Origin of the sequence: Bacillus sp. FSL H8-0547, assembly GCA_038002745.1 — a bacterium.
Taxonomy (GTDB): domain Bacteria; phylum Bacillota; class Bacilli; order Bacillales; family Bacillaceae; genus Bacillus_P.
Genome location: JBBODD010000001.1, coordinates 219465 through 244381, shown reverse-complemented (window position 1 = coordinate 244381; position 24917 = coordinate 219465). Strand labels below are relative to the sequence as shown.

Here is a 24917-nt window from a genome sequence, read left to right as displayed (position 1 = left end):
AAAAAGCTGTCGGATTTTGCTAATCTATTTACAAGTTTAGAAGTATCTGTAATAATTTACTTGAATATTTATTCCCATAACAGATATTTTTGGATGAGGCGGAGGGAAGAAAATGTCAACTGTATCAGATAAGACCCAGCTGCTTGAGAGCATCGATGCAAAAAGGAAAGAAATGATGGACTCTGCAAGGGCCGGAGGATATACGAGCAGCGAGGCCGTGAAGTGCAGCCAGGAACTGGACATGCTGTTAAACCAATACCAGCAGATTGTTTTTGAAGAGGAAAACCGGACAACCCCCCCTTTTATGCGGTTTATTCATTCTATGAAAAAATGGACAGATCGGGAAGGACTTACTATATAAAATCAAAAACGGCAGAGCCCGCAGCTCAGCCGTTTTTTTTTACGCTTTATTTAGCCGAAAGTCTCAATGAGCAGAATCATAAACAATATTCCTAAAATGAAGGAGTAGGTTGCATTCCGTTCATTTCCGTCCCCGTGACTTTCAGGAATCAGTTCTTTATAAATAATGAACAGCATGGCACCGGCTGCAAAGGACAGGCCGTACGGAACGAGATTGTCTGCGAATGACGTCAAATAAAATCCCAGAAGAGAAGTTATGATTTCAACAGCGCCTGTCATCGTTGCAATGATCAGGGCTTTAAATTTGCCGATGTTCTGATTAAACAGGAACAAGGCAACGAGAAATCCTTCCGGAGCGTTCTGCAGACCAATGGCGAAAGCAATTAGATTTCCTGTCTCTGACTGCTCTGATGCATAGCTTACACCTACAGAAAGTCCTTCCGGCAGATTATGCATCGTGATCGCAGCGATAATCAGGAACGCCTTTTCGTCGAATTGTATGCCGTATCTTGAATGCTCAAGGTCTATGTGGGGAATTTTTTTTTCAAGCGTCGTCAGCACTAATACTCCTAGAAAGAGTCCGGCAAAGACTTCAAGAAACCCTCCCTGACTCAGCGCTTCAGGAAGCAGGCTCATCATGGATGCGGCCATCATGATGCCCGCGGTAAAAGCAAGCAGAATATCTCTCCACCTGTGTGTAATCGTATTTTGCAGGAACAGGATAGGAAGAGCCCCAAGTCCTGTAGCAAGGGCAGACAGTGTGCTGCCGAGTAAAACTTCTGTCATGTTACGGCTCCTTTTTTAAACGGATCTATGTTAGCCATATTATAGCTGATTTTGGCAGTGAAAAGATAGACTTTGCACCTGTTTGATGACGAAGCAGAGAAAAATGAAGGTGGGTTTATTGATTTCAGGAGGGGGGCGGTGTCAAATTGTGTCGCAAGGACGGCGATTCTCTCTCTTTACGATATTTGAAATTTCTGATAAGTTAAAGATAACGATATTGATCATGCACAACAGGGGGAATGGAGATGCAGTACCGGAGGCTTGGGAGATCGGGATTAAAAGTTAGTGAAATCAGTCTTGGAAGCTGGCTTACATTTGGGAAAACAGTAGATGAGCGGGCAGCATCCGAAATTATCCACAAGGCCTATGAAGCGGGCATCAATTTTTTCGACAGTGCCAACGTATATGAACGCGGAAAAGCAGAAATCGTCATGTCAAGGGCGCTTAAATCATTTCCGCGCGATTCTTATGTACTTACGACAAAAGCGTTTTGGCCGATGGGAGACGGGCCGAACGACAGAGGGCTTTCAAGAAAGCATATTATGGAACAGGTTCATGCGAGTTTAAAGAGAATGGACCTTGAGTATGTTGATATTTTTTATTGCCACCGCTATGACCAGGAAACACCTCTTGATGAAACGCTGAGGGCAATAGACGACTTGATCCGCCAGGGTAAAGTTCTTTATGCAGGTGTCAGCGAGTGGACGGCTGCGCAAATCCAGGAAGCGCTCAGTGTATCAGACCGCTATCTTCTTGACAGGATCGTCGTCAATCAGCCTCAATATAATATGTTTCACCGGGATATTGAAGAAGAAATCATTCCTATGTGCGAAAATGCAGGTGTTTCACAGGTTGTCTGGTCACCGCTTGCTCAGGGCATCCTGACAGGAAAGTATAAAGAGGGGCTGATCCCCAAAGGCAGCCGTGCTTCAGGGGAAAACGCCAATTCATGGATGAAGCAAATTTTAAATGATATGGTAAACCGCAAAGTAGAGCTGCTCGATCAGCTTGCAAAAGAGAATGACATCACACTTGCCCAGCTTGCCCTTGCATGGACCCTTCGCCAGCATAACGTCGCCAGCACCCTTGTCGGTGCATCTCATCCTGATCAGATCGCTGAAAATGCAAAAGCATCTGATGTAGCTTTAGGCTACAGCACCCTGCAGAGGATTGAAGAAATCATTACAAGCTGACAGGATACATAGGCAAATACAAATGAGAGTGACAGGATTGCCTGTCACTCTTTCTTTAGGTTTATAAAAATGCCTCAGGCTTTTGGCTCTGTCAGAGGGAGTATGATTGTTACTTCAGTGCCCTTGTTTGATTCACTCTTAATCGAAATCGTGCCTTTGTACAGGGTGATGATGCGTTTGCATACGACAAGACCAAGCCCTGTTCCTGTATCTTTCATCGTAAAGAAAGGGTGGAACAGTTTGGACTGAACTTCCTGCGGAATGCCTTTTCCTGTATCAGTTACATTAATCACCGCATTGCCATCCAGCTTTCTGACCTCTATTGTCACCTTTCCTTCCTGCTTATCTATCGCCTCCAGAGCGTTTTTTACAAGATTCAGAAGGACTTGTTTTATGTGATCTTTTGTGCAGAAAATGTAAAGCGGTTCTTTATTCAGCTTTAAATCCAGTTCTGTGTTGTACAAATTGGCTTCTGATCCAAGGAGCGGAGATAATTCCAGGATGATCGCATTCAAATCGTATACAGCATGGTGATGGGCTGTTGGTTTTCCAAGGACTAAAAATTCACTTACAATTTCATTGATGCGCTGAATTTCGATGTCAATGACAGAAAAGTAATATTGATCCTCTGAGTCTTTATATTTTTCCTGAAGCAGCTGAATAAACCCTTTGATTCCCGTCAGAGGATTCCGGATCTCATGTGCGGTGCTTGCAGCGAGAGTTCCTACAAGCTCGACTTTCTGTGCATCAATCTGGCTTTGCTCCAGAAGGGCGCGCCTCTTCAGTAAGTAATTCTGAATGAGAATGTAAATGATGTTCATCAGACCGAATACAATCAGCATGTAGACGGCAATGTCTTTCGTATGATCAGCGGTGATGACGGTTTCAGGAAAGCCTTCAAGTTTCCAGGGGATCTGATCTAAATAAACGCGTACAGGTTCGATGCTGCCGGTTGGCTCTGAGCGGCCGGCAGTGAAAATTGTGTGATCGCTGCCATTTAGGACACTTATCGTCAGTCTTGGACTGATCACGTTCATAATGTTCTGGAGATAATCGACTTTAACCGCTGCCACAAGCAGACTTTTGACTTCCCCTTCATCATCCATTACCGGAGTTCCGATTGAAACGATATAATCACCTGTTATGTTACCAAAATAAGCATCCGAAACTTTCGACTGTTTTGTTGCCAGAGCACTTTGGAAAAAAGCGCGGTTTGATATGTTTACAGACTTCATCCGTTTTGATGTGCCGGCTGTTATATCTCCATTCTTTTTCACATAGTAAAGGCCCGAGAAGCGGGGTTCCTGGCTGTGCGCTTCATTCAAAATGCGCTGGATTTTTGCTGTGTCCGATTCTTCTTCAAGAACGAGGGACATCGTCTCAAGCCTCGCTTTTGTATCCTGTATCAGATTATCAATTTGATTTTTATGAATGGTAATTAAAAACGCTGCCTCTTCCCTGTGTTCATCCATGATTTTATCCTTTTGATACAGGTAAATGCCTGTGTTGATCAAAAGGGAGGGGATAAGCACGATTATAAAATAGACGGCAGCTTTTCTGTATTTTGCAGAATCTTTCAGCAAGGTAATCGCCCCAGTTTGATATTGCCGATTAGGCATACTTTCAATTATATACCATTTACATGTTTTCTACTAGGAAGGTAGAATCGGGAAAAGCGTTGTGCCAGCCTTGAAACCATCTCTTGAAGAAGTAGGACTTTTTATGTATGATGGAAAGAAAAGGGAAGAGATGAATGTTGCAGCCGTTTATGAATGAACCTATTCTTTTAATTTTGCCCTTCTAAACGCAGTGCACATTGCTCTTCTTGACAGCAGAAAACAAAGTCTGTATTATTAATAGTTAGAATTCAAGATATTTAGTTATCGAAGGATTGATGAAAAGTGGAAAATACACAAACAGATATTGAACAGTCACTAAAGCTTTTTATCGTGCTGTCACGTGCTCACCGTGCCATTAACGATCAAGTAAATAAACAGATTACAAGCTTTGGGCTGAATCCGACGGAATTTGCCGTACTGGAGCTGCTGTATCACAAAGGCGAACAGCCCCTTCAGCAAATTGGCGGGAAAATTCTCCTTGCAAGCGGGAGCATCACCTATGTAGTCGATAAGCTTGAACAAAAACAGCTGCTGACTAGAAAAGCGTGCGAAAAAGACCGCCGTGTGACGTTTGCTCAAATCACCGAAAACGGAAAACAGCTGATTGAACGCATTTTTCCTGCACATCAGGAAAGATTGAATGAGATTGTGGGCATTTTATCGGAAGAGGAAAAGCAGACTGTCATCGACCTTATGAAAAAAGTCGGTTATCATGCCCGGGATAGTCATGAGTGAAACACTTTCTGGATGAAAGTGTTTTTTCTTTTGCCCAAAACTTGAAACAAAAAACGCCTGCAAGCAGGCGCTTCTTACTGGTTTTGTTCAATTGGAAGAATGAGAATTTCAACACGTCGGTTTTTTTGCTGGCCGGCTTCTGTTGCATTGTCGGCAACGGGGTTATATTCACCAAATCCTTTGGCGGAAAAGGCTCTCGGGTCAAGCTTTTCATTTTCAAGCAAGAGTTTCATAAAATTAACGGCTCTCATTACGCTCAAATGCCAGTTAGAATCATAGTCGGCATTTGAGATCGGAACATTGTCGGTATGGCCGCTCACGATAATATTTCTCGGAGGATTCATGACGAGCAGATTTGAAATTTCTTTTGCCAGTTTCTCATCTTTGCCTCTGATGGCTGATTCGCCTGAATCAAAAAAGATATCGTTCAGAATCGTAATCAGCAGGCCTTCATCTGTAAGGGTGGTTTTGAGCTGGCTTTCGAGATTATTCGCTTTAATATAGGCATTTACTTTTTCCTGAATTTTTTTAAGCTTTTGCTGTTCCATTTCTTTCTGGGCTTCTTCCTGATCTGCTTTTTCTTCCTTTTTATCATCCAGCTGTTCCATGTCCCCGTCCGGCACAGGGCTTGGATATTCAAGGACACCTGTTCCGCCTGTAAATGTGCTGTTAAATGCGCGTGCAAGCATCTGGAATTTCTGCGCATCAACGGAGCTCATGGCAAACAGGACAATGAAAAGGGCAAGGAGCAGGGTCAGCAGGTCTGCATACGGCAGCAGCCAGGACTCATCAACGTGCTCTTCTTCGTGCTTCTTTTTTTTCTTTCTAGCCATCGAGCTTCTCTCCCTCAGCGAGCAGCCCGTCCCTTTCGTGAGCTGGAAGGTAGGTTGCGAGTTTTTGCTCAATCGCTTTTGGAGCCTGTCCTTCAAGCACTGACAGCACCCCTTCAATCATGACTTGCTTGACTTTTGCTTCCTGCTTTGATTTTCTCTTAAGTTTATTTGCGAATGGATGCCAGAGGACATAGCCTGTAAAAATCCCCATTAGGGTGGCAACAAACGCTGCTCCGATTGCTTTTCCAAGTTCATCTGTATTATCCATATGGGACAGTGCGGCAATGAGGCCGACAACTGCACCAAGTACCCCGAGAGTAGGGGCGTACGTGCCTGCCTGGGAAAAAATCGACGCGCCGGCGAGATGCCTTTCTTCCATTGCATCAATTTCTTCCGTCATCACATCACGGATAAATTCCGCGTTCTGACCGTCTACAGCCATGCTCAGTCCATTTTTCAAAAATGGATCTTCCACATCTGCAATTTTTGCTTCAAGGGCAAGCAATCCTTCGCGACGTGCTACTTGAGCCCATTCAGAAAACATAGGGATCAGTTCCTGAATGCTGAGCGATTGCTGTTCTTTGAAAATAACACCAAAGAGTTTTGGCACTCTTTTAATCTCGCTTGTCGGAAAAGCAGTGACAACCGTTGCAATTGTACCTGCAATGATGATGAGCAGAGCTGCCGGATTGAGGAGTACAGCAGGACTGACCCCTTTCATGAACATGCCGACGCCGACTGCGATAATGCCTAACAATAATCCAATGAGGGACGTTTTATCCATAGAATTCACCAAATCCTTTTTAGAAACTAGTTCTTATAAGTAATATCGTCTGTTTTTCTTTAACTTTTAGGTAAGTTTCAAAAAGAGATAGAAAGGATTCAGCACTTTTTTCGCGAATAGTAAACCGTGGCAGGCAATAACTAATAGATGAAAGCGGGGACCTTACATATGAAATTTCAGGATTATACATACAGCCGTCCTGTGAAAGAAAAAACAGAAGCTTCCTTCCGCGAAGCACTGGAGCTGTTCAAACAGGCGGAAACACTGGAGAAGCAGGAGAAAGCACTTGAGAAAATAGGAGAAATCAGGGGACATGTTTCAACGGCATTCAACCTCTGTTCCATCCGTCATACGATTGATACGAATGATGAGTTCTACAAGGAAGAACAGGACTATCTGGATGAGCTGGATCCTCATATTAAAGCTTTGGAAACAGAGTTTTACAAAGCTCTTACAGGTTCTAAATTCAGAAACAGTCTTGAAGAAAAGTACGGCAGACAGCTATTCCTTCTTGCTGATGCCCAGCTGAAAACATTCTCCCCTGAAGTGCTTGCAGATCTTCAGCAGGAAAATAAACTGGTGACGGAATATACAAAACTTGTTGCCTCTGCAAAAATTGATTTTGACGGCAAAGAGTATACACTTGCACAAATTGAACCGCTTCTCGAAGCAAAGGAGAGGGAGACGAGAAAGCGCGCTTCTGATGCCTATTTCGGATTTTTCGCGGAGAACGGCGAAAAGTTCGATGACATTTTCGATAAATTGGTTAAAGTCCGTACGTCGATTGCCAAAAAACTTGGCTTTTCCAATTTTACAGAGCTAGGGTATCAGCGCATGCAGCGTGTAGATTATAATGCTGAAATGGTGAAAAACTTCCGTGATCAGATCAAGGAATATATTGTTCCGATTGCAACAGATCTCCGCAAAAGGCAGCAAAAACGGCTTGGTTTGGACAAGCTTGAGTTTGCAGATGAAAAACTTGCCTTCACAACGGGAAATGCAGCGCCAAAAGGCGATGCAGAATGGATCATTTCTAATGGAAAGAAAATGTATGAGAAATTATCACCTGAAACAAATGAGTTTTTTGATTTTATGATTGAGAAAAACCTGATGGATCTGCTTGCCCAAAAAGGCAAAGCCGGAGGCGGATATTGCACGTATATTGAAGATTACAAATCCCCGTATATTTTCGCGAATTTTAACGGGACAAGCGGGGATATAGATGTGCTTACGCATGAAGCGGGCCATGCATTCCAGGTTTATATGAGCCGTCATTTCAATTTGCCGGAATACCATTTCCCAACCTATGAAGCATGCGAAATTCATTCCATGAGCATGGAGTTCTTCACGTGGCCATGGATGGAATCCTTCTTTAAGGAAGATGCGGAGAAGTATAAGTTCAGCCACTTGAGTGCAGCTCTTCAGTTCCTTCCATACGGAGTAGCTGTAGATGAGTTCCAGCACTTTATCTATGAAAATCCGGAAGCTTCTCCGCAGGAACGCAAACTTGCCTGGAGAGAAATGGAGCGGAAGTATTTGCCTCACCGTGATTACGGGGATAACGAATTTTTAGAAGGCGGAGGCTTCTGGCAGCGTCAGGGCCATATTTACAACTCGCCATTTTACTACATTGATTATACGCTGGCTCAAATCTGCGCTCTTCAATTCTGGAAGAAAATGCACGAAGACAAAGACGCGGCATGGGCAGATTACCTTCATCTCTGCAAGCAGGGCGGAAGCAAATCTTTCCTTGAGCTCGTGGAGACAGCGCATTTGATTTCTCCGTTTGAAGATGGCTGCGTTCAGTCTGTTACAGGAGAGATCAGAGAGTGGCTTGAAAAGGTAGATGATACAAAGCTGTAATCTTTTAAACCGTCAGCGGTATGCTGGCGGTTTTTTAGTCCAATGCATGAAGTGAATTTCAGCACAAAGACTGAGCAAAGATGAAACCAAAAAACCTATACTTGAAAAGGGATCGATCAGCCGGCAGCAGCAACCGGAAAAAATCCAGTACAAATAAGGGAATAGGTGGTTCAAATGAAATTTCTCCACATCCAAATGCACGCAAAAAACCTTCTGAAGCTCAAAAAATTTTACACAGAATCGCTGAGTATGAACATAATCTCCGAAGACTCGGACTCCTTTACTGTTCAGTCAGGAAAAACTCTTTTGACGTTCAGACAGTCAGAGGAGTCCGCATATTACCATCTCTGCTTTAGGGTGAATGAGTTCTTTTTTGACATGATGGCGGGTAGACTGCCTTTGCTCTCAAATGAACAAGGCGAGAAAATTATGGACTGGAAAGGCAAACAGGCATACTTTTACGATTCTGAAGGTAACATCCTCGAAATGATTGTCAGGAGAGAGGCTGAAAAACTGACTGGCTGGTTTGATGTCTTTGAAGTAGGTCTGCCCTGCACCAGTGTCAAGAGCATGCGGGAGGATTTGAATTTTTTAAGGGATATCCATAACGGGGAAGATAGCATGTTTTCATTTTACGGGGATCATCACGGTTCACTTGTTCTTGTGAATCAGGGGAGGCCGTGGTTCCCTACACAAAGAGGGGCAGAAATTCACCCGCTGGCAATTGAAGCAGAGGACCAGACAGAAATTGAATTTGTTCACCCGGTCTATCCATATAAGATTAAGGCAAAAAAAAGAGCTGAATTCCTATGAATTCAGCTCTTTTCCAAGTTTAACCTTGCTTTACTGTCAGTGTGTCATCAACAAGCGATACAGTAAGTTCGGAGATTTGGCTGCCATCCAGAAGAACATCGGCAATGGCATCTTCAACATGCTCTTGTATCACTCTGCGGAGCGGACGTGCTCCAAAGGCAGGATGATAGCCGAGCTCTGCTATTTTTTCTTTTGCTTCATCTGTGATGTTCAGCTTAATGTGCTGTTCAGTGAGCGTTTCCTGAAGCTCACCAAGCATAATGTCTACGATTTGCAGCAGATCCGTTTTTTCGAGAGACTTAAATTCGATGATGCTGTCAAAACGGTTCAGAAATTCAGGCTTAAAGAATGAACCAAGTGACTCAAGCAATGAGCTTTCGTTCAGTGCTTCGCTGTTTCCGAAGCCGACTGTGACTTTCTTGTGTCCGGCACCGGCATTGCTTGTCATGATAATGACGGTGTCTTTGAAACTTACCGTTCTGCCCTGGCTGTCTGTCAGGCGGCCATCCTCCATGACTTGAAGGAACATATGCTGCACATCTGGATGAGCTTTTTCAATTTCATCCAGCAGGATGATGCTGTACGGGTTCCGGCGGACTTTTTCGGATAGCTGACCTGCTTCCTCGTGACCGACATATCCCGGAGGTGATCCGATAATCTTTGAGACAGAGTGTTTTTCCATATATTCACTCATGTCCAGGCGGATCAGTGAATCACGCGTACCGAACAGCTCGGATGCAAGGGTTTTGGTCAATTCCGTTTTTCCGACTCCTGTAGGGCCGACGAACAGGAATGAACCGATTGGACGCTGTTTTGATTTTAGCCCTGCACGGCTTCTTCGGATGGCCTTTGCCACTTTCTTAACGGCTTCTTCCTGACCGATGACTTTACCGGAAAGTTTGCTTTCAAGATTTTTCATTTGAGCCTGCTCATCTTCCTGTAACTTGCCTACCGGAATGCCTGTTTTCTTTTCGATAATGGCTGCAATATCTTCTGCTTCCACTGTTGCATGGGATGTTGACTGCATGCTTTCAAGCTTTATTTCCTCGTCACGCAGCTTAGCAGCAAGCTCATAGTTTTCTTCTTTTGTAGCCTGTGCTTTCTTTCGTGCAATCTCAGCCAGTTTCCCGCTGATATCTTCACCGCCGCCTGACTGCAGGTTCTTTTTAGATCCCGCTTCATCAAGAAGATCAATGGCTTTATCTGGCAGATAACGGTCCTGGATGTAGCGGTGTGAAAGCATAACAGTTGCTTTAATCGCATCTTCCGAATAAGACACTTCATGATATTTTTCGTATTTGTCCTGAATGCCTTTCAGGATTTCAATCGCTTTTTCCAGAGAAGGCTCAGTGACCATGACAGGCTGGAAGCGGCGTTCAAGTGCTGCATCTTTTTCAATCTGACGGTATTCTTTCAGAGTAGTGGCTCCGACAACCTGGAGCTCTCCGCGTGCAAGCGCCGGTTTTAAAATGTTGCCTGCGTCCATGGAGCCTTCTGCTGAGCCTGCGCCTACAAGCTGATGAATTTCATCTATAAACAGAATGATGTTTTTCTTTTGCTGAAGTTCTGAGATCAGCTGCTTCATTCTCTCTTCAAATTGTCCTCTGACCCCGGTATTTGCAACAAGTGACGCAACATCCAGCAGATAAACTTCCTTATTCTTCAGTTTAGCCGGAACATCCCCCTCTGCAATTTTAAGAGCAAAGCCCTCTACTACAGCCGTTTTCCCGACACCAGGCTCTCCGATAAGAACAGGGTTGTTTTTGTTTCTTCTGTTCAGTATCTCTATTAATCGTTCAACTTCCGCATCTCTGCCGATGACAGGATCAATGACGCCGGCTTTTGCAGCATGTGTCAGGTTGCGTGCCAGCTGATCAAGGAGTCCGTTTCCGCCTTGTTTTTGTGCCGTTTGTTCAGCATGAGGACCAAATGGCTGTGATGGCGGGACATGACCGAACCCTCCGCTTGGAACTGAACTTCTGTACTTGGCATAACAGTCAGAGCAGATCATGACTTGATGGCGCTCATGGTTGACTTGCATAGTTAAATGAACAGATGCTTTCTTAGCTTGGCAGTTTTGACATAGCATAGTGAAAACCTCCATATAGTAATTTATGTTTATGTTTGACTTTGACTATCTTTGACTTTTGATTGAAAGAAAATCATCTCAAGTGGATGATCTTGATTCTTATTATAGTTTGACCTATTTTGACTTTCAAGTATTTTGTTTTACCTTTTTTATCTTTTCAGGAAAGAACGATTCCTTTACTCAAACAGTGACAATCTGTCCTTCTTTCCTGGCATCTTGTCTCATATACATATGAAAAGACCAGGGTTCGTATCGGAGGCAAAACAATGAAGAAACAGTGGTTTCAGGTAGTGCAGATAGCAGCTGTATATGTGGGAACGGTAGTGGGGGCAGGATTTGCCACCGGCCGGGAGATTGTTGAATTTTTTACGCAGTATGGGGTTTTTGGAATGTTTGGCATTCTTTTATGCGGTTATTTCTTTATGCATCTTGGCTCCAAAATAATGATTATTTCAAAACGGATAGGTGCCAATTCGTATCAGGACCTTAATTTTTTCCTGTTTGGTAAATCCTGCGGTACGGTCGTCAATCTGTTTATGCTTGTCGTTTTGTTTGGTGTTACATCTGTCATGCTTTCAGGGGCGGGTGCCATTTTTGAAGAGCAGCTTAACCTTTCAAGCCGCTTTGGGGTTATGCTGACGATAGCACTGACGCTTATTGCCATGTCATTTGGATCAAAGGGCCTTTTCAGCGTGAATATCATTGTTGTGCCGATGCTGATTTTGTTCAGTGTGCTTGTGGCTGCCTCATCTTTTGATGCTCATTCGGCAAAGAGTCTCATGTCCGGTCATTCATCCTTTAAGTGGATCATCTCTGCGGTTTCATACGCGGCGTTTAATCTTGCGATGGCGGAGGCTGTGCTTGTCCCGCTTGCAAAGGAAATAGAGGATGAACGAACGGCAAAATGGGGCGGGATTGCAGGCGGTGCCATCCTCACGTTTATTTTGCTCAGCAGTCATTTTGCGCTGTCCTCATTGCGTGATGTCATCTCCTATGATATCCCGATGGCAGAAGTCATGAAGGCATCTGTGTTTTCGTTTTTTATCATTTATATTCTTGTCATCTATGGGGAAGTGTTTACATCTGTAATCGGGAACCTGTTCGGGCTCGAGCGCCATCTTATCCGCGTCGTTCCTCTTCCTGGCATGCTGATTATTGCCATGCTGCTGTGCGGTGCGTTTTTTATCAGCCTGATTGACTACAGCTCGTTAATTGCGGTTTTGTACCCGGTTTTCGGTTACATGAGCCTCATCTTTCTCCTCCTGCTGATGGTCAGAAAAGCTCCTCCTTCCGGGAATGAAAACAAATTTTAAAAAAGCAGAATAATGAAAAAATCCAAACATAATAGCTTGATTTTCGTCATATTTATGAAGAAAACAATGCGAAGGATTGTTTGACTGGTGGCAGGCTTCATATTATGATGGGATATATTCAGAATTTTATATATTTTTTTCGGGAGAGGTGATTGATGGGGTAATACCTTCATGACAGGGTTTCACCATCTTTTATTTAAAGATTGAACTTTTCCGGGAGGTGACTCCTTTTTCGTTTCTGCGAAAAAGGGAATTTATTTGGACATAGTCAATTTGTTCATAATTGCGGTTTTAATTGCTGCGACTGCCTTTTTTGTAGCGTCTGAGTTTGCAATTGTCAAAATCCGGAGTTCCCGCCTGAATCAGCTTATTGATGAAGGCAGCAAACAGGCGCTCTCAGCAAAGCGGGTGACGGATAATCTGGATGAGTATTTATCAGCCTGTCAGCTGGGAATCACGATTACCGCACTTGGACTTGGGTGGCTCGGAGAACCTGCTGTAGGGAAGCTTCTTCAGCCGGTTTTTGAAAAGCTGAATCTCCCTAGTGCAGCTGCACACTTTTTTGCGATTGCTTTTGCTTTTGCCATTATTACCTTCCTGCACGTAGTTGTCGGAGAACTTGCTCCGAAAACAGTTGCGATCCAAAAAGCAGAGAGGGTCACCCTGGCTTTTTCAAAACCGCTGATTGCATTTTACAGGCTGATGTTTCCGGCGATCTGGCTTCTGAACGGCTCTGCACGCATGCTCACTCAAGCCTTTGGATTAAAGCGGGTATCAGAACATGAACTCGCTCACAGCGAAGAAGAGCTGAGGATCCTGCTGTCGGAAAGCTATGAAAGCGGGGAGATCAATCAGTCGGAATATAAATATGTAAATAAGATTTTTAAGTTTGATGACCGCATTGCTAAAGAAATTATGGTGCCCCGCACACAGATTATTTCACTCGACAGCGATGAACCGCTTCAGGCCCACCTGAAAATAATTAAAAGCGAAAAATATACAAGATACCCTGTTGTTGATGGAGATAAAGACCATATTATCGGGATGGTCAATATTAAAGAAATTTTCACCGATTTGTTTCAGTCAAAAAAACTCGAACAGTTCTCCCTAAGAACTTATATACGGCCGGTCATTCAGGTAACTCAGTCTGTACCTGTGCAGGAGCTGCTTTTAAAAATGCAGAGAGAGCATATTCATATGGCGATTCTTATCGATGAGTATGGAGGGACTGCAGGGCTTGTCACAGTGGAGGACATTCTTGAGGAGATCGTTGGAGAAATCCGCGATGAGTTCGATGCGGATGAAGTGCCGCTCGTTCAAAAGATCAATGAAGATCATTACATCATTGACGGTAAAGTCCTGATCAGTGAATTAAACGATCTTTTCGGCCTTGAGCTTGATGATTCTGATGTCGATACTATTGGCGGATGGATGCTGACTGAGAAATACGATATCCAAAAAGGCGAGCTTGTTGAACTCGGCTCTTACTCATTTAGGGTGAAAGATATGGAAAATCACCATATCCGCTATCTGGAAATGATCCGAAAAAAAAAGGAAGCTAGCGTGCCTGTCATACAGGACGGGATCGCTGCCACCCAGTAAAGATGCTTCGGCATCTTTTTTTGTTGTAAGGGCAAAATAAAATCTGAAATCTATTCAGCAAAGGAGTGGCGAGAGATGACTCAGTCAAAAGGACAAAAACAGCGTCAATGGGACATCCGGAAGGAATCTCAAAATGAACACGGAAAAGTAAAATCTTTTAAAGAACTTGAACAAGAAGGTACTCAAAAAAAGCAGTAACGCAAAAAGGAATCCATTGAACGGATTCCTTTTCTTCTGGTTTACAGCTGAAGCGATGAATCATCTTTGCCGCATGCCACCGCAATAGCTGCAAGCTCACGGTTCAGAAACTTCTTATCAAAGCTAAGCCAATCTATCGTATCCAGTCCTTCATAAATGTAGTGAGAAAAAGACCAAATATCTTCTTTCATTTCCTTCCGGTTTGTTTCGGCAATCAGGCAAAGAGCTTTTAAAATGGAGGCCATGACGGAAACATCTTCTTTGCCATAGTGACGGATCTGATAAAAGCTTGTATACAGATAGTCATGAAAATCCGGTTTTGGCAGAATCACTCTTATCTTCCCTTCGCTGTCCCTGTGGTAGGGGGAAGGGGAATGATGTTTCCCGATTTTGATGAGGATCTGAGTAAGGTGCTCAATGCATGCAATGGCTGTTTCCGGGTCGTTTTTTCCTGGTGCGATGCCCCGCAAAGCAATTTCAGCAAGCTTCTGAATACCGAATTCAATGTCGTTTTTTGATTCATGATCGGCACTAATTGTGATGAACTTCAAGACATCTTCCCGTTGGATTTCTTTATTATCAGAAATGAGTGTCAAGAGAGGGGTATCTTCATCTGCATACGCTCCCTGATCTCTGTGGAACTTTACGGCTGCTTCGTGTTTTGCGGCAAATGAAACAAGTTCATCAACCGCGATGTCTTCAATATACCCTTCATGCTTGCTTTTAATTTCCAATCCATGATCAAATGAAGGCTCATCATCTGTTCTTTTTTCTTCAGGTCTTTTTTTATCATCGATCGAGGCAAGTGTTTCTTTCGTGATGTTTGAAATCACGTTTCCAACTTTAATCCACTCAGTCATATGGTGAATCAGGAAAACGAACATGCCCACGCACAAGAAAGCTACAAGGATTGCAAGGCTCGGTACAATGAAGTCGTTGCTTGTCTCATTTTCTCTCACCTGGTTTAGAAGAACGAGAGAATAGATATATCCTCCGACGAAGACGCCAAGTACCCGCTGGATTTTTGAATCGGTATTGAAATTGTGCATGGTTCTTGGCGAAAAATTAGCCAAAAAGGTGGTCAGAACGACAAGGACAGATGAAAAGGTGATGGTTGTCATTGTAAGCAGCGAGGTGGAAGTTGCGCTCAGAATCGTGTGTGAAAGCTCTTTATCAGTTAAAAAAACAGAAGGAACATAGCTGAAATATCCATGTGAAGCGAGAAATCTGTCAGCCCACATGCTGAGGATGGCAAGGATGAAAAAAAATACGGCATAGGCAGCAGGCGTTATCCAGAAGTTGGATTTTATTTTTACAAGGGCAGGTTTGAGCGGCACGGCATTTCCTCCATTAAAATAGATTGATGTAACATTCCGTTCGTGGTATAGTATGAACGGTAAAAAGAATGATAAATTCCGCGCATGTGCGTGCGGGAGAGGTTCTAGCACAACCCTCTATAAAAAACTAAGATCAAACAGCCAAATCTGCTGTTTTTTAGTTGAGGACTTACATGCTGGACACTTCTGAACACTCAGGGTGTCTTTTCTTATGCCGATTTTTAGGAATCCGGGTTGTGAAAGAATGCTCTCTTCTATTATGAGGAGGCAGAATATGATGAAAAATGAAAAAGCGCTTGTTGTCTTCAGCGGAGGACAGGACAGCACGACTTGCCTGTTCTGGGCGAAGAAGCAGTTTAAAGAAGTCGAGGCCGTAACCTTCAATTACAACCAGCGTCATAAACTGGAAATTGATGTGGCCGAACAAATCGCAAAAGAGCTTGATGTGCGCCATCATCTTCTTGATATGTCTCTGTTAAACCAGCTGGCTCCAAACGCCCTTACAAGAGATGATATTGCCATTGAACATAAGGAAGGAGAGCTCCCGTCTACTTTTGTGCCGGGAAGAAACCTTCTCTTTTTAACATTCGCTTCAGTGCTTGCCAAACAAATTGGCGCAAAGCATATTGTGACAGGGGTATGTGAAACGGATTTCAGCGGATATCCCGATTGCCGTGATGTATTTGTAAAGTCATGCAATGTAACAATCAATCTTGCCATGGATGATCAGTTTGTCATTCATACTCCGCTTATGTGGATTGATAAGGCCGAAACATGGAAGCTTGCAGATGAGCTTTCAGCCCTTGAATATGTAAGGGATAAAACACTTACATGCTACAACGGTATTATCGCAGACGGGTGCGGAGAATGTCCAGCCTGCCGCCTCCGCAAAAAAGGGCTTGACGAGTATATCTCAGCTAAAGGGGGAGAGGCTTCATGATCCAGCAAATGTATCCCCAGACACTTCATCCCTATACGTTCGAACTGAACAAAGATATGCAGCTGTCAGCAGCACACTATGTGCCTAAAGAAGAAGCGGGCAAATGCCGCCGCCTTCATGGCCACACGTACTTCATCAATGTGACGGTTGCAGGAGATGAGCTTGATGACTCGGGATTTTTGATAAATTTTGCCCATATCAAACAGCTTGTGCATGACCGGTTTGATCATACGATTTTAAATGAACATGACGTTTTTAATGATGAAGATCCAAATAAATTCCCTACGACAGAAGTGGTAGCGCGAACAATCTGCGAAATGATTCAGCAGCATTTGGACAGTCTTTCCCACAAACCGAAATGTGTCGGTGTATTTGTCCGCGAAACCCCGACAAGCTATGTCATGTATCGGCCAAAGCTGGTGAAAAAAGGATGAAGAAGTTTCCGGTTTTGGAGATCTTCGGTCCGACCATTCAGGGAGAAGGCATGGTCATCGGCCAGAAGACGATGTTTGTCAGAACGGCGGGATGCGATTATTCCTGCAGCTGGTGTGATTCTGCTTTCACATGGGACGGTTCAGCTAAGGATGACATCAGGCAGCTCACAGCAGAAGAGATCTGGAACGAGCTGTATGAACTGGGAGGAGACCTCTTTTCCCATGTTACGATTTCCGGCGGTAACCCGGCTTTGCTCGTTCACTTATCAGAGCTGGTTGACCTGCTGCATGAGAAGGAGATAAAGGTTGCCATCGAAACGCAGGGCAGCCGGCTTCAGCCATGGTTTTCAGAAATTGATGATTTGACCATTTCACCTAAACCTCCAAGCTCGGGAATGAGCACGGATTTCGATAAGCTGAAGGAAATCATCGATTATCTGGTAAAGGAAAACAGACTTAATCATGCGAGTCTTAAAGTGGTCGTCTTTGATGAAGCAGACCTTGAATTCGCTAAAAAAGTGCACATAATGTATCCAGAGCTTCCATTCTATATTCAAGTAGGCAACGATCTTGTTCAGGAAAACAACGACGACAAGCTGATTGGGCATCTGCTGTCCAGATATGAATGGCTGATTGAACGGTCAGCGCAAGAAAAAGAGCTTAACAGCGCCCGTATTCTGCCCCAGCTCCACACGCTCGTATGGGGAAATAAAAGGGGAGTTTAACATAGAAAGGACGTATAAAATGGCTGGAAGATTAGATTCAGAACTGACAGATGTAACTTTGCTCGGAAATCAGGGGACAAACTATTTGTTTGAGTACAGCCCTGAGATCCTTGAGTCATTTGATAATAAGCATGTGAACCGTGATTACTTCGTTAAATTCAACTGCCCGGAATTTACAAGCCTCTGCCCGAAAACAGGTCAGCCTGATTTCGCAACGATTTACATCAGTTATATTCCTGATCAGAAAATGGTAGAGAGCAAATCATTAAAGCTTTATTTGTTCAGCTTCAGAAACCACGGCGATTTCCATGAAGACTGTATGAATATCATCATGAATGATCTGATTGAACTTATGGACCCCCGCTATATTGAAGTCTGGGGCAAGTTTACACCGCGCGGCGGCATTTCCATCGACCCATACACAAACTATGGGAAACCAGGGACAAAGTATGAGAAAATGGCGGAGCACCGCATGATGAACCACGATATGTATCCGGAGAAAATTGATAACCGATAAAAAAAATTACCGAGAAAATTTGCTTTTTATTTTCATACATGGTATGGTTTAAAAGAATTATTTTTGTTCGGTACGCAAGGAAAGACAAAGTTTACAACTTTTCGCCTTTTGTTATCACAAGAGCAAGGATAGTAATACAAAGTATGCTGAAGCATACGAGGAGGCAACAACAATGGAACAAGGTACAGTAAAATGGTTTAACGCAGAAAAAGGTTTCGGATTCATCGAGCGCGAAGGCGGAGAAGACGTATTCGTTCATTTCTCAGCTATTCAAGGCGAAGGTTTCAAAACTCTAGACGAAGGCCAAGCAGTTACTTTTGACGTAGAGCAAGGTCAACGCGGACCTCAAGCAACTAACGTTCAAAAAGCTTAATTGTTAAGCTGACATATAAAAACAGCCTCTTTTTCAAGAGGCTGTTTTTTTTTGCATTTTTATAGGGTAAATAAAAATCCGCCCGTTTTGCGGGCGGGGTACTTGCAGATTTATGGCTTATTTGTCTGGTGGTTTGAAACGGGTGACTTGTTTGCCTTAGGCTTTAAATTTTTCAGCCTGCTTTTAATGTAATCCTTGATCATGTCGCGTTTGCGCTTCAGGCGCTTATCACGGTTTTTCATGCGAATCACCATCCCATGCAGAAGAATTACGTGCACACTTCTATTATAACCCGGATTTGCATCACGCGACATGGCAGACTTGCATTTTTATAAGCGCAATGCCCCGAAAAAACTTGCCGGTTGACCAATCGGCTGTCATGATGTAATATACTACTACAAGCTGCATTGTGCGTAATGATAATTAAGTTTTAACCTTTAAGCTGTAATAGGGAGTTTTACATCGCACCCGGAATGTCATGCCTCCATTTGCAGAGGAAGACAGGAAGGCTGCTGCAAACACCCACTTTGAGAAGTGGTGGTTTAAAACTTTCTTACGTGACTTACGGCAATTGTGGCTTCTGTCTTTACCATTAAAACCAGTTCCTGTTTCAGGAGCTGGTTTTTTGCTGTTCTTAGAGGATTATGCACCCTCAGCAAATCTCCCGAATCAGATGCGGACCATTATTTTTAACGGAATTCACTTCAGAAGAGACTTCAAAAGCCTCCATCTGGTTTTCATCAAAGGGCTTCAAAAACTGGCTTAAATAGGCGGGATCAGAATGCAGCGGGTTAAGCCAGATAGATTCGTCCTCTTCTTTAAGGATCACGGGCATTCTGTCGTGGATTGTGCTCATGAGCCTGTTTGGCTCTGTTGTGATCACAGAGCAAGAGTGGATGACTTTGCCCTCCGGTGACTTCCAGGATTCCCACAGCCCTGCCATCCCGAATGGTGCGCCTGACTTCAGCTTTATCCTCATGGGGAGTTTGTTTCCTTCTGTACGCTTCCATTCATAAAATGAATCTGCAGGGATGAGGCATCTTTTTTTCATAAAGGCATTTCTGAAGCTTGGTTTCTCTGATAGTGTTTCGGCACGTGCGTTGATGGTTTTATAGCCGATTTTTTCATCTTTTGCCCAAGGCGGGATAAGGCCCCACCGCAGGTAGCCCATTCTGTTTTGCTTACCGTCGTTAATAACGGCTGCCACATGCTGCGAGGGGGCAATGTTGTAGCTTAAGGCATATTGATCTTCCTCTATGGCTGCTCCAATCTGAAACCGTTCTACAAGTTCTGCATATTCAGCAAAAAGCGTGTATCTTCCGCACATGGGGGACCGCCTCCTTACATATAAAAAATGATACCGTTATCATTCCCTCTTAGACAATAAGAAAACCGTTATCGTATAATGAAAGAAAGCATGAGCGGGAGGGGATTGCAGATGGTTCACTTGAAAAGAGTACATTATACTGCGGGTAATCAAAATGAGGGGTATCCTTACCATCTTCCCCTCTTTAATGAATCTTTTGAATTATCCTTTGAAGCCCCGGTCACCATTCTTGCTGGAGAGAACGGCACAGGCAAATCCACACTGCTTGAGTCGATTGCCCAGCACGCGGGTCTCATCAGGATTGCTTCTGAGGAGGAACAGGATATGAATGCTGAAATCAGAGCATTCACTAACCACCTTAAGATTACCTGGAGAGCAAAAACGAAAAAAGGATTCTATCTGAAAGCAGATGATTTTCTGACATATGCGCGGAATGTGTCCAGAATGAGAGCTGAAGCAGAGAAAAGGGTTGAAGAAGTGGAGGAGGAATACCGGGGGAAATCCATTCTCGCGCGTCAGCTTGCTGCGTCACCTCACAAAAAAGCGATGGCGGAAATTCAGTCCTTATATGGAAGGGGACTTGATAACAGGTCCCACGGTGAGAGATTTTTATCTTTTTTTCAGTCCAGATTCCGGCCGAATGGCTTTTATCTTCTGGATGAGCCTGAAGGGCCGCTTTCTCCTATGAAACAGCTCAGCTTCATCAGTATGCTGAAGGATATGACGGAGGAGGGGTCTCAGTTTATTATTGCCACGCATTCCCCGATCTTAATGGCGTTCCCCGGGGCCATTCTGTACTCGCTTGATGAGTACCCGGTTTCGAGCGTTTCCTACGATGATTTGGAGCATGTGAAAATGACAAAAGATTTTCTGAACGCACCTGAACGATACCTCAGACATTTATGAGACATTTGTCGAAATAGGCACTAATGATTGCCATTTTTCTAGTTCAAATGCTTTGTTTTTCCCTCATTGCACCTGCAATTCCAGGTTTTTGTCGAATAGTGTTATGTATAATCACTTTTCGAGGAGGAACACAATGAGGAAAAAGCTTATGGGATTAATTGGAGCATCGGTACTTGGCGTCAGTGTTATGTTTCCGCTGAGCGGGGAAGCTGCACTTGGTGACAGAACCCTTTCAGAAGGAATGAGCCATTCAGATGTGAAAGAGCTTCAGGAGCATCTTTTATCTAAGAGTGTTTATCCTTACTTTGAGGAAACAGGCTACTATGGCCCGATTACTAGAGAAGCGGTAAAAGATTTTCAGGAGAAAAGCAGAATCAAAGTGGACGGAATTGCCGGTCCGCAAACGCTGCAGAAAATAAAGGTGCTCCGATACGGCGATATGGGAAAACCGGTTACAGATCTTCAGCTGTTATTGAAAGAATGGGGATTATACTCCGGTATCGTTGACGGCATGTATGGAAACGGAACCAAAAATGCAGTGGCAAGCTTCCAGCAGAAATACGGACTTGCAAGCGATGGAATCGCAGGAATGCAAACTTTTGCAAAACTGAAACAGAGATCAAGCGGTGTTTCCGGAACAGTAAAGGAACTCTCAGTTACAAGTACAGCATATACTGCATCGTGTGAAGGCTGCTCAGGCGTCACTAAGATGGGCGTGGACCTGAACAAATATCCGGAGGCTAAAGTAATCGCAGTTGACCCTAATGTGATACCTATCGGCTCGACAGTCGAAGTTGAAGGCTACGGAAAAGCAATCGCCGCTGATATCGGAGGCGCGATTGACGGAAATAAAATCGATGTATTCATCGCCAGTCAGAGCAGTGCTGTTAACTGGGGAAGAAAAACAGTGAAAATTAGAGTATATCAATAATAATTTTACATAAAAAAATCCGCTGCTTTCAGCGGGTTTTTTCTGTTTTTAACGCGAGTGTCATATAAAGCTCATCTACGTATTCTCCATCTACTTTTAAAGCATTCGCATACTCTCCGTACTGGACAAAACCGAGAGACCGGTACAAGGCGATGGCCCCTTTGTTTTCAGCTCCCACTGCAAGGTCTGCTTTTTCGATAGCAGGATTTTCTCTGATCCGGTCCAAAAGATACGTAAGCAGGCTTTTTCCCGCGCCGTTTCCTCTGGCAGGAGGGGATATGTACATGCTCAGGATCTGTCCTCTGTGTTTCATTTTGTGAAGAGGCTCCTGCTTGAACGCGGTTATGCCTCTCAGCTCCCTGCCTGTAAACGCTCCGGCAATGAACTGAGAGGCGGATGGCATGATTTCCTCCATTAACTCTTCAATTGATTTTTTCTTTTCAAGTTCATAGGCAGAGGCAAAATGAAAGGGCAGCTCCTCCAGTGCCTGCAGACGCAAACGTCTGTATTGTTCAGTGTCTTCCACTGTCAGCAAACGGAAATCCATGGCGGTCACCTCATTTAGTCGTTACAGACTAGTATTGGTTAAAAAGCGGTTCCTCATGAGCTCCAACGTAAAAAACAGCCTGAAAGATTAAACTCTTCCAGGCTGATCTTTTATGTTAAGGAAATGATAACACAAATTTATCCTCGTCCAGCTACAGCACCTAGATCCTCTGTCAGAACAAATCCGTCAAAAAATTCAAACCCGGACTTTTTTGACGGATTCTTATCTGCCTATCGGAGCGGGCCTTGGCGCTTCCGCTTTTGTTCTAAGATAAGAAAGAATACCATTTTTGTCCTGATGTCCAGCTCCAGCGCCTAACTCCTCGGCCAGAAAAGGATCGGCGTAAAAAGCAAATCCGGCTTTTTACGCCGATCCTTTTCTGTCCTTCGGAGCTGAGCAAGGCGCTTCCGCTTTTCCTTAGTGAAGCTGTTCTTTCACGATTTTATAATTTTTATGATTGACGACCGTACGTCTTTCAAGATCCAAATCACGGAAATTCTCCATATACGTCAAGTCTACAATCACTGAATTTTCATTAACTTTCTCTACGATTCCGCGTAAACCGTCTCTGAATTCAATCACATTGCCTACTTTAGCGATTTTCATTTCCTCTCTCCTTCTCTATACAGATCCCCCATTAGGACTATTTAACATTATTTTTACAGGTAAGTAAAGGCTTTCAGACAAAATTGTGCAAGAATTTTGAAAAAACAGGCAGGCAGAATGGATGAATAACGTGTCTGGAACATGTTATAGTAGGATAAAATTAGCAGAGAAAGAGGCGGATCATTTTGGTCTCATCAGGACTTGTCCTAGAAGGAGGAGGCATGCGCGGCGTCTATACCGCTGGCGTGCTTGAATATTTTATGGAAAAAGAATTATATTTTCCTTATGTTATTGGAGTCTCGGCAGGAGCATGCATGGGGGCTTCTTACGTTTCGAGGCAAAAAGGAAGAAACAAAACCGTAAACATCGAATACGTCAGCCACCCTCAGTATCTGTCCCTTGGAAATTATATCAGACATAAGCAGCTGTTTGGGATGGATTTTATATTCGATGAAATTCCAAATAAACTCGTTCCTTTTCATTACGATGCTTTTTTAAAAAGTGATCAGACATTTAAAGTGGGAACGACTGATTGTGTCACAGGAGAAGCTGTCTACTATGAGAAAAATGACGTCGAAATGGATATTCTGACGCTGCTGCGGGCATCCAGCTCTCTTCCGTTTATAGCTCCCATGATTGAGTACAAAGGAAGAAAGCTGCTTGACGGAGGAATTGCCGACTCCATTCCGGTTAAAAAGTCTGAAGAGGACGGAAATGTGAGGAATGTTGTTATCCTTACGAGAAATGCAGATTACCGGAAGAAAAAAAGCAGCATGGAGTGGATGGTCAGAAGGACGTTTAAACAGTACCCGCTCCTTGCAGATGCTATGCTGGCACGCTACAAGCAATACAACAGCACCCTTGACTATATTGAAGAACAAGAGCAAAAGGGGAACGTATTTGTCATCCGGCCATCCCAAAAACTTGAAGTGGACAGAATCGAGCGTAACCCTGTCAAGCTCGAAAGACTTTACAATCAGGGAATTAGGGATGCCGAAAATCAGTTTGAGCAGCTGACGGACTGGCTTAAACCCCATCACGTTCTTGTCTGAACAGTTTCATTGTTTAAACCTCCTTATACCCGGGAAAAGTACAACCATACTACTTATAAAGGTGTTGGTTGAAATGAATGTACTTATAGCTGGAGCAAATGGAACAACAGGAAGACTTCTAATCGAACAAATTGCAAAAGAAGGCGAGCATCGGGCGATTGCCATGGTGCGCGACCCAAAACAGGAGCCGGAGCTTGAAAAGCTAGGTGCCCAAACGGTCGTCGGTGACCTTGAAGGAGACGTTTCCCACGCCATACATCTTGCCGATGCGGTTATTTTTGCAGCGGGCTCAGGGTCAAAAACAGGACCTGATAAAACAATCTCAGTCGATCAGGAAGGAGCCAAAAACCTGATTGATGAAGCAAAAAAACATGGAATCAAACATTTTGTCATGCTTAGTTCAATGGGTACAGACAACCCGGCTGCAGGACCATCAGATATGGAGCAGTATTTCATGGCTAAAGCGATAGCGGATGAGTACCTGCGAGGTTCAGATTTGTCCTATACAATCGTAAGGCCCGGCGCTCTTACTGATGAACGCGGCACAGGCAAAATTGAAGCTGCGGATAAAATTAACCAAACAGAAGGAAGAAGCATTCCAAGAGAAGACGTGGCAGCTGTCCTCATTGCAGCCCTTACAAAAGACGAACTTAAAAATAAGACATTTGAAATCCTCTCAGGGGAAACGGAGATTGATGAAGCTCTGTCAAAAGTCTATTCGTAAAGATGCTGGACAAGCACCCTCCTCCTTAGTAAACTTGCAGTGATAAACGAACAGGAGGAATCAGGTTCTTATGGATAAGCAGCTTGCAAATGAAGTCCTTGACTCGTTAAAAAGCGGGGAAATGAATGAATACCATGTACAAAAGGATTCATTTCTCCTTTTTCGCGAAGTTCTTGTAGAACGGGACGATTTCAAGCATTTCCGCGGCATTGCCCAGCAGGGCGGAAGTGTTGTATACAAATATCTCGAGACCCCAAGAAGCTGAAAAAGCCGTCACGACAGACGGCTTTTTTTTGTTGGTAAGCAAAAT

The 24917-nt window shown here is 43.8% G+C and carries 28 protein-coding genes, 1 other RNA gene and 1 riboswitch; of the genes, 19 read left to right on the top strand and 10 right to left on the bottom strand.

From position 1 onward, the window contains the following. The first annotated feature begins 112 nt into the window (after positions 1-112). On the top strand, positions 113-361 hold the full coding sequence (locus MHB63_01255) for an aspartyl-phosphate phosphatase Spo0E family protein (protein ID MEK3805213.1): 249 nt from the start codon (positions 113-115) through the stop codon (positions 359-361). Between the two features lie 50 nt (positions 362-411). Here MHB63_01255 and MHB63_01250 read toward each other — a convergent pair whose 3' ends face one another. Further along, complete coding sequence (locus MHB63_01250) at positions 412-1146, bottom strand: ZIP family metal transporter (GenBank protein MEK3805212.1); 735 nt, start codon at positions 1144-1146, stop codon at positions 412-414. A gap of 245 nt (positions 1147-1391) precedes the next feature. Between MHB63_01250 and MHB63_01245 the strand changes: the two genes are divergently transcribed. Beyond that, a complete protein-coding gene (locus MHB63_01245; GenBank protein ID MEK3805211.1) occupies positions 1392-2339 on the top strand; it encodes an aldo/keto reductase family protein in 948 nt (315 codons plus the stop codon). 74 nt (positions 2340-2413) lie between these two features. Here MHB63_01245 and MHB63_01240 read toward each other — a convergent pair whose 3' ends face one another. Next, positions 2414-3922 carry an ATP-binding protein gene (locus MHB63_01240; protein MEK3805210.1) on the bottom strand — a complete coding sequence of 503 codons (1509 nt, stop codon included), beginning with the start codon at positions 3920-3922 and terminating at the stop codon, positions 2414-2416. Between the two features lie 318 nt (positions 3923-4240). Between MHB63_01240 and MHB63_01235 the strand changes: the two genes are divergently transcribed. Beyond that, positions 4241-4693 carry a MarR family transcriptional regulator gene (locus tag MHB63_01235; GenBank protein MEK3805209.1) on the top strand — a complete coding sequence of 151 codons (453 nt, stop codon included), beginning with the start codon at positions 4241-4243 and terminating at the stop codon, positions 4691-4693. Between the two features lie 74 nt (positions 4694-4767). Here the strand turns inward: MHB63_01235 and motB are convergent, their stop codons facing one another. After that, positions 4768-5526 carry a flagellar motor protein MotB gene (gene motB, locus MHB63_01230; GenBank protein ID MEK3805208.1) on the bottom strand — a complete coding sequence of 253 codons (759 nt, stop codon included), beginning with the start codon at positions 5524-5526 and terminating at the stop codon, positions 4768-4770. Then, complete coding sequence (gene motA / locus MHB63_01225) at positions 5519-6310, bottom strand: flagellar motor stator protein MotA (GenBank protein MEK3805207.1); 792 nt, start codon at positions 6308-6310, stop codon at positions 5519-5521. The genes motB and motA overlap by 8 nt, the downstream gene beginning before the upstream one ends. Positions 6311-6478: 168 nt before the next feature. Here motA and MHB63_01220 point away from each other — a divergent pair, with 168 nt between their 5' ends. Both MHB63_01220 and MHB63_01215 read left to right on the top strand, forming a co-directional pair. Further along, positions 6479-8173 (top strand): M3 family oligoendopeptidase, encoded by a 1695-nt coding sequence (locus MHB63_01220; GenBank protein MEK3805206.1) that lies wholly within the window; start codon positions 6479-6481, stop codon positions 8171-8173. 429 nt (positions 8174-8602) lie between these two features. After that, positions 8603-8986: a hypothetical protein gene (locus MHB63_01215; GenBank protein MEK3805205.1), complete on the top strand. Its 384-nt coding sequence runs from the start codon at positions 8603-8605 to the stop codon at positions 8984-8986. A gap of 19 nt (positions 8987-9005) precedes the next feature. On the opposite strand, the gene MHB63_01210 is transcribed toward MHB63_01215, so the two are convergent. Next, positions 9006-11075, bottom strand: coding sequence for an AAA family ATPase (locus MHB63_01210; protein MEK3805204.1), 2070 nt, complete (start codon positions 11073-11075; stop codon positions 9006-9008). Between the two features lie 266 nt (positions 11076-11341). On the opposite strand from MHB63_01210, the gene MHB63_01205 reads away from it, so the two are divergent. The 3 genes from MHB63_01205 (at position 11342) to MHB63_01195 (ending at position 14188) form a co-directional block, all read left to right on the top strand. After that, the gene (locus tag MHB63_01205; protein ID MEK3805203.1) at positions 11342-12388 is read left to right on the top strand and encodes a hypothetical protein; all 1047 of its coding nucleotides are present in this window, start codon (positions 11342-11344) and stop codon (positions 12386-12388) included. Between the two features lie 258 nt (positions 12389-12646). Then, entirely contained in the window at positions 12647-13990 is a 1344-nt protein-coding gene (locus tag MHB63_01200) for a hemolysin family protein (protein MEK3805202.1), read from the top strand. A gap of 75 nt (positions 13991-14065) precedes the next feature. Beyond that, a complete protein-coding gene (locus MHB63_01195; GenBank protein ID MEK3805201.1) occupies positions 14066-14188 on the top strand; it encodes a DUF6254 family protein in 123 nt (40 codons plus the stop codon). Between the two features lie 41 nt (positions 14189-14229). Here the strand turns inward: MHB63_01195 and MHB63_01190 are convergent, their stop codons facing one another. Continuing rightward, positions 14230-15525: a DUF2254 domain-containing protein gene (locus tag MHB63_01190; GenBank protein MEK3805200.1), complete on the bottom strand. Its 1296-nt coding sequence runs from the start codon at positions 15523-15525 to the stop codon at positions 14230-14232. Between the two features lie 92 nt (positions 15526-15617). Continuing rightward, a riboswitch (PreQ1 riboswitch) is annotated at positions 15618-15662 on the top strand. Between the two features lie 140 nt (positions 15663-15802). Between MHB63_01190 and queC the strand changes: the two genes are divergently transcribed. The 5 genes from queC (at position 15803) to MHB63_01165 (ending at position 18514) form a co-directional block, all read left to right on the top strand. Then, a complete protein-coding gene (gene queC, locus MHB63_01185) occupies positions 15803-16465 on the top strand; it encodes a 7-cyano-7-deazaguanine synthase QueC (GenBank protein MEK3805199.1) in 663 nt (220 codons plus the stop codon). Further along, entirely contained in the window at positions 16462-16899 is a 438-nt protein-coding gene (gene queD, locus MHB63_01180) for a 6-carboxytetrahydropterin synthase QueD (GenBank protein ID MEK3805198.1), read from the top strand. Before queC ends, queD begins: the two co-directional genes overlap by 4 nt. After that, on the top strand, positions 16896-17624 hold the full coding sequence (gene queE, locus MHB63_01175) for a 7-carboxy-7-deazaguanine synthase QueE (GenBank protein MEK3805197.1): 729 nt from the start codon (positions 16896-16898) through the stop codon (positions 17622-17624). The genes queD and queE overlap by 4 nt, the downstream gene beginning before the upstream one ends. Before the next feature lie 19 nt (positions 17625-17643). After that, the gene (gene queF, locus MHB63_01170; protein MEK3805196.1) at positions 17644-18141 is read left to right on the top strand and encodes a preQ(1) synthase; all 498 of its coding nucleotides are present in this window, start codon (positions 17644-17646) and stop codon (positions 18139-18141) included. A gap of 172 nt (positions 18142-18313) precedes the next feature. Next, entirely contained in the window at positions 18314-18514 is a 201-nt protein-coding gene (locus MHB63_01165) for a cold-shock protein (protein MEK3805195.1), read from the top strand. Between the two features lie 110 nt (positions 18515-18624). On the opposite strand, the gene MHB63_01160 is transcribed toward MHB63_01165, so the two are convergent. Continuing rightward, positions 18625-18756: a hypothetical protein gene (locus tag MHB63_01160; GenBank protein ID MEK3805194.1), complete on the bottom strand. Its 132-nt coding sequence runs from the start codon at positions 18754-18756 to the stop codon at positions 18625-18627. A gap of 154 nt (positions 18757-18910) precedes the next feature. Here MHB63_01160 and ssrS point away from each other — a divergent pair. Next, positions 18911-19098, top strand: a non-coding RNA gene (gene ssrS, locus MHB63_01155) — 6S RNA. A 68-nt stretch (positions 19099-19166) separates the two neighbouring features. Here ssrS and MHB63_01150 read toward each other — a convergent pair. After that, a complete protein-coding gene (locus MHB63_01150) occupies positions 19167-19841 on the bottom strand; it encodes an SOS response-associated peptidase (GenBank protein ID MEK3805193.1) in 675 nt (224 codons plus the stop codon). A gap of 111 nt (positions 19842-19952) precedes the next feature. On the opposite strand from MHB63_01150, the gene MHB63_01145 reads away from it, so the two are divergent. Next, positions 19953-20747, top strand: a complete 795-nt coding sequence (locus MHB63_01145; GenBank protein ID MEK3805192.1) for an AAA family ATPase — start codon at positions 19953-19955, stop codon at positions 20745-20747. 133 nt (positions 20748-20880) lie between these two features. Next, positions 20881-21678 carry a peptidoglycan-binding protein gene (locus tag MHB63_01140; protein MEK3805191.1) on the top strand — a complete coding sequence of 266 codons (798 nt, stop codon included), beginning with the start codon at positions 20881-20883 and terminating at the stop codon, positions 21676-21678. Positions 21679-21706: 28 nt separating this feature from the next. On the opposite strand, the gene MHB63_01135 is transcribed toward MHB63_01140, so the two are convergent. Continuing rightward, positions 21707-22225, bottom strand: a complete 519-nt coding sequence (locus MHB63_01135; GenBank protein ID MEK3805190.1) for a GNAT family N-acetyltransferase — start codon at positions 22223-22225, stop codon at positions 21707-21709. A 417-nt stretch (positions 22226-22642) separates the two neighbouring features. Then, entirely contained in the window at positions 22643-22831 is a 189-nt protein-coding gene (locus tag MHB63_01130; GenBank protein MEK3805189.1) for a DUF2187 family protein, read from the bottom strand. Positions 22832-23013: 182 nt separating this feature from the next. Here MHB63_01130 and MHB63_01125 point away from each other — a divergent pair, with 182 nt between their 5' ends. The 3 genes from MHB63_01125 (at position 23014) to MHB63_01115 (ending at position 24872) form a co-directional block, all read left to right on the top strand. Then, positions 23014-23883 carry a patatin family protein gene (locus MHB63_01125; GenBank protein ID MEK3805188.1) on the top strand — a complete coding sequence of 290 codons (870 nt, stop codon included), beginning with the start codon at positions 23014-23016 and terminating at the stop codon, positions 23881-23883. Between the two features lie 73 nt (positions 23884-23956). Then, positions 23957-24607, top strand: a complete 651-nt coding sequence (locus MHB63_01120) for an SDR family oxidoreductase (protein MEK3805187.1) — start codon at positions 23957-23959, stop codon at positions 24605-24607. Between the two features lie 70 nt (positions 24608-24677). Beyond that, entirely contained in the window at positions 24678-24872 is a 195-nt protein-coding gene (locus MHB63_01115; GenBank protein ID MEK3805186.1) for a hypothetical protein, read from the top strand. The last annotated feature ends 45 nt before the right edge of the window (positions 24873-24917 follow it).